Below are 16,348 nucleotides of genomic sequence, written 5' to 3'. Positions count from 1 at the left end.
GGAGGTAAGTTTTACATGGACAGACTGAAAGTGGACAATCTCTATCGGCACGGTTTTCAGCTTTATGAGGAACAAATTGCGACCTACCTAAATGAGCATTACAGCGGTATCAGTAAAATAGAGTTTTCTCCGATTTTTATTAGTGGAGGAAAGGGAGAAAGTTTTTTACAAGGCCGTGTAGTTCCAGTGATTTATGATACCTATGGAAATAAAGTCTATCTCAGAAATGATGGTTTTGTTGAGAAGGTTCTTGTGGATTATAGTATGGTATTTGGGACTGATTTGGATTTTAATGTTAATGATGGCTCAGAAATTATTAATCTAAGAGATGATAAAAGAAGACACAATAGTGTTATTTGGGGGGAACCTCTACCTGAAAATTTGAAATGGGTAGACCACGAGACAACAGATGAAGCGATGGATGCTTTTTCTCGTGAGGGACTTCTAAAAGATGTAGAAAAAAATAGTCAAGGCAGTCCTCAAGCTGAGATTGATTATAATCTAGAAATTCGACGAATTGATGAAAGAGAGTTGGATAAATGGAAGTAGCGTGCAATTTATTTAGGGAGAGATGATACGAAGAATTTTCTATATGAACTCCTATCATTTTCTCTCCGTTTTTTTGGTAAAATAAAGATAAAAAGAAAAGGAGGTTTGTATGTCTAAACGAACAAAATCTATTCTTTTATCTTTGCTTTGTTTTTTTGTACTTGTGATAGGAGGTAAGTTTTATATGGACAGAATGAAAGTGGATAATCTCTACCGGCATGGTTTTCAGCTCTATGAAGAACAAATCGCGATCTACCTAAAAGAGCATTACAGCGGTATCAGTAAAATCGAATTTTCTCCTATTTTTATCAGTGGGGGAGGAGGAGAAAGTTTTGTAAATGCTCGTATAGTCCCAGTTGTTTATGATAGTTATGGAAATAAAGTCTATCTTCAAAATGGCAGACCTCTAGATATTGGAGTACCTCGTTATGGAACATTTTCCGGTCTTGAATTAGATTTTGCGTACGGTGGTTCCGAGTTTATTCATTTGTTAAATGATGATAAAGAATATATACAAGCTGATCAGTATCAGCACCTGCCTCCAGAATTAAAGTTAAAGAAGGATGATATCATGGATGAAGTTATGACGGCCTATGTGAATGAAGGACTTCTAAAAGATGTAGAAAAAAATAGTCAAGGCAGTCCCAAAGCTGAGATTGTCTATAATTTAGAAATTAGACGAATTGATGAAAGAGAGTTGGATAAATGGAAGTAGCGTACAATTTATTTAGGGAGAGATGATACGAAGAATTTTCTATATGAACTCCTATCATTTTCTCTCCGTTTTTCTGGTAAAATAAAGATAAAAAGAAAAGGAGGTTTGTATGTCTAAACGAACAAAATCTATTCTTTTATCTTTGCTTTGTTTTTTTGTACTTGTGATAGGAGGTAAGTTTTACATGGACAGAATGAAAGTGGATAATCTCTACCGGCATGGTTTTCAGCTCTATGAAGAACAAATCGCGACCTACCTAAAAGAGCATTACAGCGGTATCAGTAAAATCGAATTTTCTCCCATTTTTATTACTGGTGGAAAGGGAGAAAGTTTTGTAAACGCTCGAATAGTCCCAGTTGTTTATGATAGTTATGGAAATAAAGTCTATCTACGAAATGATGGAGTGCTAGATATGGCAGTGCCAGATTATGGAACCCTTGCTGGTCTTGACTTAAGCTTTAATGTCAATGACGGGTCAGAGATTATCTATCTGCGAAATAATGAACGCGAGTCTGTTAGCTCAGAAGTATATCAACACCTTCCAGAACAGTTAAAGTTACAAAAAGAGAAATTTACGGATGAAGTGATGACTGCTTTTTCTCGTGAGGGACATCTAAAAGGTGTAGAAAAAAATAGTCAAGGCAGTCCCAAGGCTGAGATTATCTATAATTTGGAAATTAGACGAATCGATGAAAGAGAGTTGGATAAATGGAAGTAACACACCAACTTATTTAGGGAGAGATGATACGAAGAATTTTCTATATAAACTCCTATCATTTTCTCTCCGTTTTTATGGTAAAATAAAGATAAAAAGAAAAGGAGGTTTGTATGTCTAAACGAACAAAATCTATTCTTTTATCTTTGCTTTGTTTTTTTGTACTAGTAATAGGAGGTAAGTTTTACATGGACAGAATGAAAGTGGACAATCTCTATCGGCACGGTTTTCAGCTCTATGAAGAACAAATCGCAACCTACCTAAAAGAACATTACAGCGGTATCAGTAAAATCGAATTTTCTCCTATTTTTATCAGTGGGGGAGGAGGAGAAAGTTTTGTAAATGCTCGTATAGTCCCAGTTGTTTATGATAGTTATGGAAATAAAGTCTATCTACGAAATGATGGAGTGCTAGATATGGCAGTGCCAGATTATGGAACCCTTGCTGGTCTTGACTTAAGCTTTAATGTCAATGACGGGTCAGAGATTATCTATCTGCGAAATAATGAACGCGAGTCTGTTAGCTCAGAAGTATATCAACACCTTCCAGAACAGTTAAAGTTACAAAAAGAGAAATTTACGGATGAAGTGATGACTGCTTTTTCTCGTGAGGGACATCTAAAAGGTGTAGAAAAAAATAACCAAGGCAGTCCTCAAGCTGAAATTGTTTATAATTTGGAAATTAGACGAGTGCAGGGAAGAGAGGCTTTCGAATGGCAGTAACACACCAAGACATTCAGTACTTACAGAAAAATACCAAAGATTTTTCAACAGATTCATCTCAAAAAAAAATAGTAAATACGGATACAGGCCAAAAATTTCAAATCATTGACCGCGTGGAGGGGGTCACTCAGGCTATCGCGGCAGCTCCCTTGGATGCCAATGGAGAGCCCATTCTTTCCCAGACCATTGTGACAGTCGCAGGGACCCAGCCAGTTTTTGCCAACCCAATCAGTTCAGACCATTGGGCATCAACCAGCAATGCAATTGGGGGTGCTTATGGGGATGGAATGACAGCTCAGCATGAGGATATTGAAGCTTTTTATCAGCGTGTCCAGAAGATTACAGAAGTAGATGACAAGAAGCTAAACCAGCCGGTCAGGATTTATGCCATGAGTGGTTTTAGTCAGTCAGCGACTCCAGTTGTCAAGGTAGCAGCGGACCATAACGTCCCTATGGTTGTCAATTATACAGACTGGGGTGCTCAGGCTGCTCTCGATAAGGGGAATTTTACTGCCAGTGATTTAGCTTATATCAATCGACATGTTACGACCTATGATGCTAATACGAAAGATACGACCATAATGGATAGTAGCGGTGGACGGATTCCTTACGCTAATATTATTTCCCGTGAAGGAACGCAAGGACTACATTCACCTACAGAAGATCACAACCCTGCAAAATTCTATATTATCGGCAATAGACTGGATACAGAAAAGTATGCTAAGGAAGGAGAGTTTGTATCAGGGATGACTCCAGAGCAGGTGCGTTTGGCAGCTAAGGTAAAAGCTTCTCGCTATCCAAAGGGAGATCAGCATAATGAAGCTTACTTCATTCATGAATATTATGAGACATTTCCGCCCAAGATTGGCAATATGCTGGATTTGGACTGGTATGCTAAGAAGGGGGAATTTTTCGTCGGTATGACGGAGAAGCAGGTACGCAAAGCCGCTAAAATCAAAGCTGAACAGTCACCTATTTGGAATAAGCATGATGAAGAATACTATGTGAAAGAGTACAAGAAGATTTATGGCGATTTTGTACCCGAGGCTGGATACAAGCGCTTGTTGACCATCAATCGTGCGATTGAGACAATTTCTTCGGCTCAGTCTAGAATCTCAAGTCTTAGTGGAAGTCAGTTGATTTATCTACGAAAAGATCTTGTGACTGCAGTTGCGGATTTAGCTGAACAGCAAGGAGCAGAGTTTGAAGCTCAAATCAGTCAAAAGCTGAATGAGTATAAGCAAAATATTGAAGAGAGGGTGTCAGCACTCCAAGCGATAGTTTATAGTACAAGAATCTATTTATCGGATGGAGAGGTGGAATCACTCTTGTCTCAATTTACATTGGAGACTTGCTGGGACAGTGGAATTGAAGAAGCAACTCTAAGTGAGGCAGCTTCTTACAAACAAAAGTTGGATACTTTTGGTTTCAATATACGTCAAGCAGCTGAGAGACTCGAAGAAGTAGATCGTCAAGGAAGTTTACAATTTCGCAGCAAATAGGAGGAACTATGGCAAATCTTAGTAAGATAGAATTAACAGCGAACAATAATTTTATCGAATTGATGAAGGCCCAAGAACGGAAAATGATAAATGCTTTGATTCAATTGCAGAAATCGGAATTGGAAGAACAGTCTAATCTCTTAGCTGCCTGGTTAGCCGAGCAAAAAGCGCAGATGTCTGATTTTGCCGCAGTTACTCTCAAGGGGAGTCTAGAGGGCGGATTTTCAGGGGAAGCTGCTACAGCTGCTGCGGATTATCTGACAAGTATTCCGCAAGCAAATCTGCAAAACCCAATTAAATGAGGAATGCTATGGAAAAGATATTCAAGCTGGAAGAAGTTTACAAGAAAGAAATAAAAAATATAGAGCAAATGGAAGAAGTACTGGATGCTATGAGGACGGATGCTCGGAGAAAGACAGATGCATGGATTGACCAATTGCTTTATTATTCTAGAAATCATTCAACAGATGAGATATACCCAACGCTTAATGAGATGCAGGACAATATGGACCAATTTGATGTATCTATCAGAAAGCATTTTGACACGCTTAGTGAAGAGAGGGAAGAAGTAACGGCTAAATATCGGAAAGATCTGGGACGACTGGAGGAAGAATATTATAAAAGAAAGAAAGCCGAGGATTCTCAACTTTAGCTTGATATATATCCTGCACCAGTGCAGAAGCCTTGTTCGGAAACCATATGTTGTATCAGTTCGCCTTAAGCGGTCGGTACACAAGCAAACGACGGAGTCGTTTCATTGCTAAACAAAAAGACCTCTGCAGCGGCTGACCAAGTCTTCTCCCTGTTAAGAGACGATTTCGTCCTCTGTTTCCCACTATTCAAAGAAAGCAAATGAAAGAAGAATCGTTCCTTTCTGAACAAGTCTAGAATAAAAAATAAAATGGGGATAGATAACGCTGGCTTTTAAGCTTCCTGCAAGTTTTTTATAAGCCTGTCTTAAGTTTCTGGGTTTATACTAAGACCATCAAAACAGAAACGGAGGGCAGTCCAATGACGCCAGAAGCTATTTTATATCACCTACAGCATTTCACCCTTTCAAAATGGAACCCAACTCCATAAGTCCCTGCAGCACTATTATTTAAGTATAAAGTTACAGTAAGAAGTATAAAGCAAGTATAGTATAAAGAATAAACCTCTAAATATTTTTTCATAATTTTTTTCATATAAATCTCCTAATACAATCAAGGGCAGATTCCTAGGAGTCTGCTTCATTCATAACAATGCAACTGTCCCTCTGCTGGCTGGAAAGCAGAGGGGCTTTTTGTGCAGACTGCAGAGACAGCGGGCTAGGTGATTGATACTTTTCGAAAATTTCCTCAAACCACATCAGTCCCAACAGTCTGGGGACTAAAAAGGTTTGGGGAACCTTTTTAGCCCGAGCCTGAAAATAGGAAAGCGAGGGGAGGTTTGGGGAACCTTTTTAGCCCGATCCTGAAAACAGGAAAGCGAGGGAGGTTTGGGGAACCTTTTTAGCCCGAGCCCAGAAATAAGATGGTGAGACAGGCTGCAGATGAGAGGCTGTCCCAGCTTCAAATGGCTGTACTTTAGAGACTTCCTCACGGAAGTTTTGTTCATCAGCTCAAAACCTCCGCCGGACTATTTAATCTATCTGCGTTGGTTTGTCTTGTCAGCATTCTCATCGCTCGAGTGTGAGCTCTGGTCTTTTTGACGTTTGGCAAAGTCTACAAAGCGAAATTTATCGAGCTTGTGCCGGCTTTCGGTATACTGAAATTGGCGGCCGTCAGCCAGATAGACCTGCGATTTGACCGATACGATATGCTGGTCCTTGCCCAGATCCATGAGAATCTTATCCCGGTCATTGGCATGGTCAATGGTAAATTCTTTTTTGGCGTAGGCGATGTCCAGGCCAAGGTTGTTTTCCAGATAGTCATAAATGGACTTTTCACCGATTTCCCGGGTCAGATGGGGGATAATCTCCTTATCCAGATAGTCAATGTCAAGGACAGACACCACTTCGTCGACGATACGCTGGCGGATGATCCGCCAGACCAGCCGATAGGGAGGAAAGCCAGTGACACTGGAAAGCTTTTGATCCACTGTGATTTTTTCCAGACTGACGACATTGGTCTTTGAGTGCATCCCATACTGGCAGACCAGCTCCTGATAGCTGGTCAGTCTGGACACTGGAAAGTCAAACTGCTCCCGCTTGATGACTTTGGAGCCTTGTCCGCGGACCTTTTCAATCAGCCCTTCCTCCTGCAGCAAGGCCAGCGCCTTTCGCACTGTATCGCGGCTGACCTGATAATCATGAACCAGCTGGTGCTCACTGGGCAGGAAGTCTCCGATTTGGTATCTTTCTTCCAAAATATCTTGCTCAATCTGTTTAAATAATTGTTTGTATTTTTTCATGTCTTCTCCACTTGTATTCTTTTTTGCATACAACCTAGAAAATTTTACCAAATATTCCGCCGTTTTTCAACAAACAACTTGCATACAACTTTGGTATCGGTTACAATATTGTTTAGAAACTTGTTAGGAAACTAACGAAGATAAAAAAATAAGGAGAGTGCTGGATTTTCATTCAGCCAGTAGTCAAATGGGAAAATTTGAAAAGGATGCCAAAGATTTGCTGGAAGCAATCGGCGGCAAAGAGAATGTCACAGCTGTTAGCCACTGTGCGACTCGTATGCGCTTTGTCCTTGGTGATGACAAGAAGGCTAAAGTCAAAGCCATTGAAGCCATTCCTGCTGTAAAAGGGACCTTTACCAATGCCGGTCAGTTTCAAGTCATCATTGGCAATGATGTGCCGATTTTTTTCAATGACTTTGTCGCTGTATCAGGCATTGAGGGAGTCTCTAAGGAAGCAGCCAAGTCTGCTGCCAAGAGCCATCAAAATCCGGTGCAGCGGGTCATGACAACACTGGCTGAAATTTTTACACCGATTATCCCAGCCCTGATTGTCGGTGGTTTGATTCTGGGCTTCCGCAATGTGCTGGAAGGGGTTCAGATTCAAGCCCTGGGCCAAAAAATGATTGATGGGGTAGCCCAGTTTGCCAAAGACGGTGAGCCTATTTACAATACGATTGTCGATGTTTCTAAATTCTGGAGTAATGTCAATGACTTTCTTTGGCTGCCGGCACAAGCTGTCTTTCATTTCTTGCCGGTAGGCATCACCTGGTCTATAGCTCGTAAGATGGGGACCAGTCAGATACTGGGAATTGTGTTGGGGATTTGTTTGGTCTCACCGAATTTGCTGAATGCCTATGATGTAGCTACTACTTCTAAAGAGATAATTGCTGAACAGTATACTTGGTACTTTGGCCCTCTTGAGTTCCATAAATTTGGTTATCAAGGACAGGTTATCCCTGCCTTGTTAGCAGGTTTGTCTCTTTCTTATTTAGAAATCTTCTGGCGTAAGCGAATTCCAGAGGTCATTTCTATGATTTTCGTCCCTTTATTGTCTCTGGTGCCTGCCTTGATTTTGGCACATACTATCTTAGGACCGTTTGGCTGGTGGGTTGGTCAAGGCCTGTCTAAAGTTGTATTTGCTGGTTTGACAGGGTCATTTAAATGGCTCTTTGGAGCAGTTTTTGGTGCACTTTATGCCCCATTTGTTATTACTGGTCTTCACCATATGACCAATGCTATCGATACTCAGCTAGCCAATGACTATGGCGGAACTGCTCTCTGGCCAATGATTGCCCTGTCCAATATCGCCCAAGGTTCGGCAGTCTTGGCTTACTATTTCATGAAGCGCAAGAATGAAAAAGAGGCACAGATTTCTCTTCCGGCAGCGGTTTCCGCTTATCTGGGGGTCACTGAGCCAGCCCTTTTTGGGGTGAATGTCAAATATACCTATCCATTGATTGCGGGAATGATTGGTTCTTCCATTGCTGGTATTTTGTCCCTGACCTTCAATATCACAGCAACGGGTATCGGTGTCGGTGGTTTGCCTGCCATTCTCTCTATCCAAGCCAAATATTGGCTGCCCTTTATCCTAGTCATGCTGGTTGCGATTGCGGTTCCAATGTTTCTGACTTTCTTCTTCCACAAGACAGGATTCCTGACCAAGACAGAAGAGGATCCAGAACTGCAGGCTGAGTTTGCAGCGCAGGAAGAAGCGGAATTTTCCGCCCCGGCTGAGGAAGCAGCGGCACAGGAAGTGTCTGTTCTCAGCCCGCTGGCTGGTGAAGTTAAGGAATTGAGCCAAGCTGCGGACCCCGTCTTTGCTCAAGGAGTGATGGGGCAAGGTGTGGTCATCATCCCTAGCGAGGGTGAGTTGGTATCACCGGTCGATGGCAAGGTGACTGTCCTCTTTCCAACCATGCATGCAGTCGGCATCCAGTCGGACCAAGGAGCGGAGATTCTGATGCATATCGGCATGGATACGGTCAATCTTGAAGGCAAAGGATTTGAAGGCCATGTAGCCCAAGGAGACAGGGTCAAGGCCGGCGATAAATTGATTTCCTTTGATATGAAGGCAATTAAGAAAGCTGGCTATGTGACAGAGACTCCGGTCATTATCACCAACCAAGATCAATACCAGACGGAGCCAGTAGGTGAGCTTCCGCGCGTGGTAGAGCGAGGCAGTCAGCTGATGACCGCCAAACCGCTTTAAAGAGCAATGGATGAACCATAAAAAGGGATGGGAGCTTTGAGCGCTGTCCCTTTTCTCAAAAGAAAAAGGAGAAAACATGACACTTGATAAAACAAAGGTCGTTTACCAAATTTATCCCAAGTCTTACAAAGACACGACTGGAAACGGTGTGGGCGACCTGCAGGGAATTATTGAGAAGCTGCCTTATCTGAAGGAGCTGGGGATTGACATGGTTTGGCTCAATCCTTTCTATCCCAGCCCGCAGCGGGACAACGGCTATGATATTTCTGATTACACCGCCGTCAATCCGCTTTTTGGCGATATGGCAGACTTTGAAGAAATGGTGCGGGTCGGAAAGGAACATGGAATCGACTTTATGCTGGATATGGTGCTCAATCACTGCTCTATCGAGCATGAGTGGTTCCAGAAGGCTCTGGCTGGCGACCCCTACTATCAGGATTTCTTCTTTATTCAGGATCGGCCGACCGATTGGCTGTCCAAGTTCGGCGGCAGCGCCTGGGCTCCCTTTGGTGATACCGGCAAATACTATCTGCATCTCTATGATGTGACGCAGGCGGATCTCAACTGGCGCAATCCTCACGTCCGCGGGGAGCTGTTTAAGGTAGTCAATTTCTGGCGGGACAAGGGCGTCAAGGGCTTCCGCTTTGATGTCATCAATGTGATTGGCAAGGATGCCGTTTTAGAAGACTGCCCTGAGCATGACGGCAAGCCGGCTTATACGGATAAGCCCATTACCCACGATTACCTGCACATGCTCAATGAAGCAACCTTCGGTCAGGACGGCTCCTTTGTCACTGTCGGGGAAATGAGCGCTACGACCATTGAAAACTGTATTCTTTACACGGCTCCGGACCGTCACGAGCTGTCCATGGCCTTTAATTTTCACCATCTGAAAGTGGACTATGAAGCCGGTCAGAAATGGACCCTCAAAGCTTTCGACTTTGAGGAACTGAAGCATCTTTTCCATACTTGGGGCAGGGAAATGAGTGAGCATGACGGCTGGTCCGCCCTTTTCTGGAACAATCACGATCAGCCGCGGGCCCTGAATCGTTTTGTTGATGTGGAACACTTCCGCAATGAGGGAGCGACCATGCTGGCAGCCAGCATTCATCTGTCCCGCGGAACACCTTATATCTATATGGGTGAGGAAATCGGCATGATTGACCCAGAGTATGACTCAATGGATGATTATGTGGATGTGGAGTCCACCAATGCTTACCAGAGCTTGCTGGCTGCTGGACAATCGCCAGAGGAGGCTTTCCGGATTATCCAGGCCAAATCCCGCGACAATTCTCGGACACCGATGCAGTGGGACGACTCGCCCAATGCCGGTTTTACGACCGGCCAGCCTTGGCTCAAGGCCGGCAAGTCTTATCCGCAGATTAATGTGACCAAGGAGCAAGACGGGCCGATTTTCACTTTTTATCAGAAGCTGATTGCCCTGCGCAAGGAGCTGCCCTTGATTGCGGAGGGCAGTTACAGTCCGGCCTATGAAGACAGCCCGCAGATCTATGCTTTTGAACGTCATTTGGCCGGTCAGAAGCTTCTGGTGCTCAATAACTTTTATCCGGATCCGATTACAGTGGACATTTTACCTGATTATCAGAATGCACAGGTCCTGCTGTCAAACTACGGTGAGAGCCAAGCAGGTCAGGTGATGACCCTCAAACCTTATGAGACGCTGGCCTTATTCCTCCCTTAGCACATGCAGAAGCTTAAAAAATTTTTTCTGATTTCAGTGAGTGGTTAAGGTTTTTTTAAGAATTCTATTTTATACTGAAAGTATCAAATGAAGACCTCCTAACTTTATTTGATTAAACAGGCTGTGGATAATCTCCCCACCTGAATCCTAAAACTTTTTCATAATAATCTCCCTAAAAGAGCCGCCCAATCAGGCGGCTTTTTTCTTTATCAGCAACGCACCCTGCAGCTTTATTCGAAGGAAGCGTACAAGATCATTTCGGTTTCAGGGGGATTTCTCGGTCCTTTTCCGATCTGTTGTAAAACAATGAAAATGAAACTGAAAAACAGTTTGTTTTCTAAAAAATAGGCAAATTGTGCATATTTTAGGCTGATACATGTTATAATATAGTTAGTTATAAAACGTTTTCAGATTCAAGAGGTTGTGCCATGGTTGATAAAAGAGTCGAAGAAGCAGTTGATTATGGAAAGGTGACGGGCATGGTCCACTCCACCGAAAGTTTCGGGGCGGTTGACGGACCGGGCATTCGGTTTATTGTCTTCTTGCAGGGCTGCCATATGCGCTGCCAGTACTGCCACAATCCCGATACCTGGGAAATGGAGACCAATAAATCCCAGCTGCGGACGGTGGATGATATTTTACAGGAAGCCCTGCGCTACAAGGGCTTTTGGGGCAATAAAGGCGGGATCACGGTCAGCGGTGGGGAGGCTCTGCTGCAGATTGACTTTCTGATTGCCTTTTTCACCAAGGCCAAAGAATTGGGCATCCACTGTACGCTGGATACCTGTGCTCTGCCTTTCAGAAATACTCCCCGCTATCTGAAGAAGTTTGACAAGCTGATGGCTGTGACGGATCTGGTCCTGCTGGACATCAAAGAAATCAATGATGCCCAGCATAAAATCGTGACCAGCCAGACCAATAAGAATATTCTGGCTTGTGCTCAATACCTGTCTGACATTGGCAAGCCTGTCTGGATTCGGCACGTTCTGGTGCCGGGGCTGACGGACCGCGATGACGATTTGATAGAATTGGGCAAGTTCGTCAAAACACTGAAAAACGTTGATAAATTTGAAATTCTGCCTTACCATACCATGGGAGAATTTAAGTGGCGGGAGCTGGGCATTCCTTATTCTCTTGAAGGGGTCAAGCCGCCAACAGCGGACCGGGTTAAAAATGCCAAGGAACTGATGCAGACTGAGTCCTATACCGAGTACATGAACCGAGTGCACAATAGTTAGATTAGAGGAGGCTGAAACCAAGGCCTCCGGTCTCTCAATGAAAACAGCCATCACTGAATACTGCAGCAGCTGATTGGCTTTTTTGTTTGCTTTTTGAGCTCAGCAGAAGGTCCTTGACAAAACTTTGTTTTCTGTATCTGTCATGTCAACAGTCTCTCGGACTTGACGAAAGCCGGGAACTGCGTTCCCTTTATCCGCAACCTTCAACAGTCTGCTAGACTGTTAAAGCAAGGCGAGCTAACAAAGTCATAAAAGATAAACGAAATGACGATACCCTTACTCAGCCTCCAGTCCTCCGGACTGTGGAGGCACGCGGGCTGGGACAGTGAAATGGAGACTTGGTCTGCTGATTTCTGTCCCCCCGCCTTTTCTTTTGCAAAATTTCTGTCTATTTTTGTGAAAAAGCTTAAAATATGCTAAAATAAGGGATATAAAAGTTTAAGAGGTAAAGACATGTCTAAAATTTTAGTTTTCGGTCATCAAAATCCTGACTCAGATGCCATCGGGTCTTCCTACGCTTTTGCCTATCTGGCTCGTCAAGCTTATGGTCTGGATACAGAGGCAGTGGCACTTGGAGAGCCTAATGAAGAAACGGCCTTCGTTTTGGAAACTTTCGGTGTTGCAGCACCGCGCGTGATCACTTCTGCCAAGGCCGAGGGGGCTGAGCAGGTCATCCTGACAGACCACAATGAATTCCAGCAGTCTGTCGCTGACATTGCAGATGTGGAAGTCTACGGTGTTGTTGACCACCACCGTGTGGCCAACTTTGAAACAGCCAGCCCCCTTTATATGCGCTTGGAGCCTGTGGGTTCGGCTTCCTCTATCGTTTACCGTATGTTTAAGGAGCATGGTGTGGCTGTACCCAAGGAAATCGCCGGTCTCATGCTGTCTGGTTTGATTTCGGATACCTTGCTGCTCAAATCCCCAACCACCCATCCGACGGACAAGGACATTGCCCCAGAGTTGGCAGAATTGGCCGGAGTTGATTTGGAAGAGTACGGCTTGGCCATGCTGAAGGCCGGCACCAATCTGGCCAGCAAATCAGCTGAGGAGCTCATTGATATTGATGCCAAGACCTTTGAGCTGAATGGAAACAATGTCCGTGTGGCTCAGGTCAATACAGTTGATATTGCAGAAGTTTTGGATCGCCAGTCAGAGATTGAAACAGCTATTGCTAAGACCAATGCTGAAAACGGCTATTCTGACTTTGTCCTCATGATTACCGATATTGTCAACTCAAATTCTGAAATTTTGGCCGTTGGCAGCAACACGGACAAGGTAGAAGCAGCCTTTGGCTTTGTTCTTGAAAACAATCATGCTTTTCTGGCTGGTGCCGTTTCCCGTAAGAAACAGGTCGTGCCGCAGCTGACAGAAAGTTTTAACGCTTAATACTCTTCGAACTTCTCTTCAAACCAGGTCAGCGCCGCCACCTCAAAGCCTCCGCTGGATCTTTTTGACACTTCCTAGCGGAAGTTTCATTCACCAGCTCAAAACCTTCCCGGAAGCTTTTGAGCAGCTAGCTCCGATTTCAGCAGTATTGAAACGATTATTTGCAATGTTGCTAAAACAGTACAGAGTTAGAAAAAGACCTGTGGGATTTCTCTTGACAGGAGGAGCAGATGCTGCCATCCTGTCTGCTCCTGCCTCGTTTGCTGCTGATGTTCTTTGATTATAAAGAGAAAAGAAACAAAACAAGATTCTAAAAGGGTCTTGTTTTTTTGGCGGCATTTTTCCTAACGGTTAGGAAAAAATCTTCTTTTCCATTTTTTAAGAGAAATGTTATAGTAAATATATAATCTTTTCCTTGTCTCCTGCTCCATGAAAATCGAAACAGGGGGGCATTGGCGCTAAAGCGTCTGATGAACTGTGCAGAGGAGATGCTGGTTGATCAAAGTCAACAGAATCTCTCCCAACCACTGCGGCTTGCAATCAAACGATAGAAATAGACGAAGTTGGGCACTGTTGCCCCAGCCTATCGTTTAAGGTACAGAACGATAGGGCAGCGAGCTGCTCAAATAGTCCAGTGGACTATTTGAGGCGGTGGATAGAGCTTCCGCTAGGAAGTCTCAAAAGCGTAAGGCTGATGCAAACTTCGCTTGCCTTATCCACAACCTTTCTACCTCACTATCTTATTTCTAAGTTCGGACTGGCGGTGGGACAGAACTAAATTTTTAAAAATTTAGTTCGTCGTCTCAGCCCCGCGAGGATGATTAGGAGCTTTTTGGAGTCTAAAAGACGAACAAAAAGTCCAATCAGCTACCGCGTCAAGAGTTTTTTACCAAAACAAAGCGAAACTGAAGGACCTTTTATACGGTATCTTCCAAAAGATGCATCCCTCTGTGGGTGAGGACACAGCCATCATGGGAGTCTGTCTCAGCCTCTCCCTTCACTCTTTTGTTTCTAAGCTCAGGCTGAAAAGATTCCCCAAACCTTTTCACTCCCAGCCCGCGAGGCTCTCACAGTCTACTAGACTGTTAAAGCAAAGCGAGTCAACGACGGAATAAAAGATAAACTAAATGACAATATACGGTATCGGATCAAAGATTCTCCCGTTTGCGGGTGAGGGCGCGCCATCGTAGGAGTCTGCCCCACTCTCTGATATTCACAGAGTCAGGAAATAAGAACGGCAAGGATAGAGGCAAATCTGATTCAGCGGAGGTTTATATGCTGAAAAAACGGCAGTCTTATATTATTGATATTTTGCATGATCAGGACCAGTGGCTGACAGGGAAATCTCTGGCCCAGATGCTCCAGGTGTCCGACCGCACTATTCGATCGGATATTGATGCGATTAACCGGGAGTACCAACAGGAAATAATCCTGTCTAATAAGCGTCTAGGCTACAGGCTGGACAGCTCAGCCTTCTCAGCAATGGAAATCCAGCCCAATCATGTCATCCCGCAGACACCTCAGGAGCGCAGTATTTGGATTGTGAAAGAACTGCTCTTTCATTCTCAGGAACTTAATCTGTTTGAACTGGAAAACCGGGTTTTCGTCAGCGGCTACTCCATTGACAATGACCTGCAGCGTATCAGGAAAATGATTCGGCATTATCGTTTGGAAATCAAGCGTTCCAAGAATTTTATCCGGCTGGTGGGAGAAGAGGATGAGAAACGCCGGCTCTACCGGCAGCTTCTGACGGACGAGGTGCAGGGCAATTTTACCAATCTGTCCAGTCTGGCCACTCTTTTTGTCCATTTTGACTTTCTGCGAATGGCTGATCTGTTTACTGACATTTGCTCTGAGTATCCGTATCAGATCAAGGAGTCTCTTTTTCCCATTGTCATGATCCACGCTGGGGTTGCAATCGAAAGGATTCTAAATGGCAATTATATGGAGGAGATGGACCTGCCCAGAGAGGATTTTGACCAGACAGCTGAATACCGAATCTCCCATACCTTTTTTGAGCAGGTGTCCAAGGTCTGCCGGCTGGCTCTGGTTGAGAGTGAGATTATCCGTTTTGCCCTGCTTCTGTGCAGCTGCAATAAGCAGCAGGATTTCATGCAGGAAGAAGAACTGACAGCCATTGTCAAGAATGTTCTCAGGAAGATTGATGAGAATTTTGACATTGATCTTTCAGCCGATCAGGTCTTGCTGAGCGGACTGGCCAATCATTTTTCCTCGCTCTTGGAGCGGCAGCGGACCCAGACCCAGATGTCCAATGTCTACCTGAGAGAAATCAAGCGTCAGTACCCGCTTATATTTGAGATGGCTGTCCATGCAGGAGAAGTGCTGAGCGGAGAGCTGGGACATAAAGTGGAGGAGAATGAACTTTCTTTCATCGCCCTGCATTTGGGAGCAGCCTATGACCGAGTCAACAGTCCCAGCAAGTATCGGGCCCTGCTCATTATTCCTCACAATCAGCTGCTGGCCAAGCCTTTTACCGATAAGCTCCATCAGCGCTTTGAGGATCGGATGAGCATTGTCTTTCAGTACTCGTTTTTTGATGAGCGGCAGGTTGAGGCTTTGGCTCCTGATATGATTATTTCCACAGCGGCCCTCAAGCACCGGCTGTCCATTCCGACCCTGCAGCTGTCTTTGCTCTTTGGTTATGAGGATGAAAGCAAGGTGTTCCAGCTTTTAAATCAGCTGGACCGGGAACGCTATCATGAGCAATTTCACAAGATGATGGAGCATTTGGTTCAAAAGAAATTATTTTACCGGGAAGAGAGTGTAGCGAACAGCAGGGAAGCGATTGCCTTTCTCTGTGATCAGCTGATTGGGCAGGGACTGGCCGATGAGGCCTATAAGGCTGATGTGCTCAAAAGAGAAGGGATTTCAGCGACCTCCTTTTATCAGGGCTTTGCTGTACCGCATGCCATGGAGCGCTCAACCAGCGAATCCTGTATTGCTACTCTGACCTTGGACAAGCCTATACACTGGGGGAATTTTGAGGTCAGACTGGTCATTCTTTTAGCGATTCGGGAAGTAGACAGCCAGCTGATGCGCATTTTCTTTGACTGGCTGTCCAGTTTGGTCATGGATCCGCAAAAGCTGACAGCCTTGGTCAATTCCCGCAGTCAGGAAGAATTTATGGCCAATTTATTTCAGTGACAGAGAATATTTCCGGTTATTAGGAAAGAATGTTCTGCCAAAAGTGCAGAA

13 protein-coding genes are annotated in these 16,348 nt (G+C 44.3%); 12 read left to right on the top strand and 1 reads right to left on the bottom strand.

Annotated elements, in window-relative coordinates:
• The 7 genes from DHL47_RS06065 to DHL47_RS06035 all read left to right on the top strand — a co-directional run.
• On the top strand, positions 1 to 549 hold a 549-nt coding region (locus tag DHL47_RS06065; protein ID WP_209551236.1), incomplete at its 5' end, for a hypothetical protein.
• A gap of 109 nt (positions 550 to 658) precedes the next feature.
• Entirely contained in the window at positions 659 to 1,264 is a 606-nt protein-coding gene (locus DHL47_RS06060) for a hypothetical protein (protein WP_209551235.1), read from the top strand.
• Between the two features lie 109 nt (positions 1,265 to 1,373).
• On the top strand, positions 1,374 to 1,982 hold the full coding sequence (locus DHL47_RS06055) for a hypothetical protein (protein ID WP_209551234.1): 609 nt from the start codon (positions 1,374 to 1,376) through the stop codon (positions 1,980 to 1,982).
• A 110-nt stretch (positions 1,983 to 2,092) separates the two neighbouring features.
• A complete protein-coding gene (locus DHL47_RS06050; protein WP_209551233.1) occupies positions 2,093 to 2,701 on the top strand; it encodes a hypothetical protein in 609 nt (202 codons plus the stop codon).
• The gene (locus tag DHL47_RS06045) at positions 2,692 to 4,203 is read left to right on the top strand and encodes a hypothetical protein (RefSeq protein WP_209551232.1); all 1,512 of its coding nucleotides are present in this window, start codon (positions 2,692 to 2,694) and stop codon (positions 4,201 to 4,203) included. Before DHL47_RS06050 ends, DHL47_RS06045 begins: the two co-directional genes overlap by 10 nt.
• Positions 4,204 to 4,211: 8 nt before the next feature.
• Positions 4,212 to 4,505: a hypothetical protein gene (locus DHL47_RS06040; protein ID WP_209551231.1), complete on the top strand. Its 294-nt coding sequence runs from the start codon at positions 4,212 to 4,214 to the stop codon at positions 4,503 to 4,505.
• Between the two features lie 8 nt (positions 4,506 to 4,513).
• A complete protein-coding gene (locus DHL47_RS06035; protein ID WP_245335561.1) occupies positions 4,514 to 4,855 on the top strand; it encodes a hypothetical protein in 342 nt (113 codons plus the stop codon).
• A 974-nt stretch (positions 4,856 to 5,829) separates the two neighbouring features.
• Here DHL47_RS06035 and treR read toward each other — a convergent pair.
• Positions 5,830 to 6,594, bottom strand: coding sequence for a trehalose operon repressor (gene treR, locus DHL47_RS06030; RefSeq protein WP_209551229.1), 765 nt, complete (start codon positions 6,592 to 6,594; stop codon positions 5,830 to 5,832).
• Positions 6,595 to 6,781: 187 nt separating this feature from the next.
• Between treR and treP the strand changes: the two genes are divergently transcribed.
• The 5 genes from treP (at position 6,782) to DHL47_RS06005 (ending at position 16,297) form a co-directional block, all read left to right on the top strand.
• A complete protein-coding gene (gene treP, locus DHL47_RS06025) occupies positions 6,782 to 8,803 on the top strand; it encodes a PTS system trehalose-specific EIIBC component (protein ID WP_209551228.1) in 2,022 nt (673 codons plus the stop codon).
• A 76-nt stretch (positions 8,804 to 8,879) separates the two neighbouring features.
• Positions 8,880 to 10,505 carry an alpha,alpha-phosphotrehalase gene (gene treC / locus DHL47_RS06020; protein WP_209551227.1) on the top strand — a complete coding sequence of 542 codons (1,626 nt, stop codon included), beginning with the start codon at positions 8,880 to 8,882 and terminating at the stop codon, positions 10,503 to 10,505.
• Positions 10,506 to 10,933: 428 nt separating this feature from the next.
• Entirely contained in the window at positions 10,934 to 11,743 is an 810-nt protein-coding gene (gene pflA, locus DHL47_RS06015) for a pyruvate formate-lyase-activating protein (RefSeq protein WP_128835641.1), read from the top strand.
• A gap of 453 nt (positions 11,744 to 12,196) precedes the next feature.
• Positions 12,197 to 13,132 carry a manganese-dependent inorganic pyrophosphatase gene (locus tag DHL47_RS06010; RefSeq protein ID WP_209551226.1) on the top strand — a complete coding sequence of 312 codons (936 nt, stop codon included), beginning with the start codon at positions 12,197 to 12,199 and terminating at the stop codon, positions 13,130 to 13,132.
• A 1,275-nt stretch (positions 13,133 to 14,407) separates the two neighbouring features.
• On the top strand, positions 14,408 to 16,297 hold the full coding sequence (locus DHL47_RS06005; protein WP_209551225.1) for a BglG family transcription antiterminator: 1,890 nt from the start codon (positions 14,408 to 14,410) through the stop codon (positions 16,295 to 16,297).
• Positions 16,298 to 16,348: the final 51 nt, after the last annotated feature.

The organism is Streptococcus panodentis (genome assembly GCF_017884005.1).
GTDB classification, from domain to species: Bacteria; Bacillota; Bacilli; order Lactobacillales; family Streptococcaceae; genus Streptococcus; species Streptococcus panodentis.
The sequence above is the reverse complement of the archived record's forward strand: the minus strand, read 5'-3'. Positions and strand labels throughout refer to the sequence as shown.

Coding starts and splice junctions, on each gene's coding strand:
- DHL47_RS06060 (WP_209551235.1), top strand. CDS start 659: ATGTCTAAACGAACAAAATCTATTCTTTTATCTTTGCTTTGTTTTTTT.
- DHL47_RS06055 (WP_209551234.1), top strand. CDS start 1,374: ATGTCTAAACGAACAAAATCTATTCTTTTATCTTTGCTTTGTTTTTTT.
- DHL47_RS06050 (WP_209551233.1), top strand. CDS start 2,093: ATGTCTAAACGAACAAAATCTATTCTTTTATCTTTGCTTTGTTTTTTT.
- DHL47_RS06045 (WP_209551232.1), top strand. CDS start 2,692: ATGGCAGTAACACACCAAGACATTCAGTACTTACAGAAAAATACCAAA.
- DHL47_RS06040 (WP_209551231.1), top strand. CDS start 4,212: ATGGCAAATCTTAGTAAGATAGAATTAACAGCGAACAATAATTTTATC.
- DHL47_RS06035 (WP_245335561.1), top strand. CDS start 4,514: ATGGAAAAGATATTCAAGCTGGAAGAAGTTTACAAGAAAGAAATAAAA.
- treR (WP_209551229.1), bottom strand. CDS start 6,594: ATGAAAAAATACAAACAATTATTTAAACAGATTGAGCAAGATATTTTG.
- treP (WP_209551228.1), top strand. CDS start 6,782: ATGGGAAAATTTGAAAAGGATGCCAAAGATTTGCTGGAAGCAATCGGC.
- treC (WP_209551227.1), top strand. CDS start 8,880: ATGACACTTGATAAAACAAAGGTCGTTTACCAAATTTATCCCAAGTCT.
- pflA (WP_128835641.1), top strand. CDS start 10,934: ATGGTTGATAAAAGAGTCGAAGAAGCAGTTGATTATGGAAAGGTGACG.
- DHL47_RS06010 (WP_209551226.1), top strand. CDS start 12,197: ATGTCTAAAATTTTAGTTTTCGGTCATCAAAATCCTGACTCAGATGCC.
- DHL47_RS06005 (WP_209551225.1), top strand. CDS start 14,408: ATGCTGAAAAAACGGCAGTCTTATATTATTGATATTTTGCATGATCAG.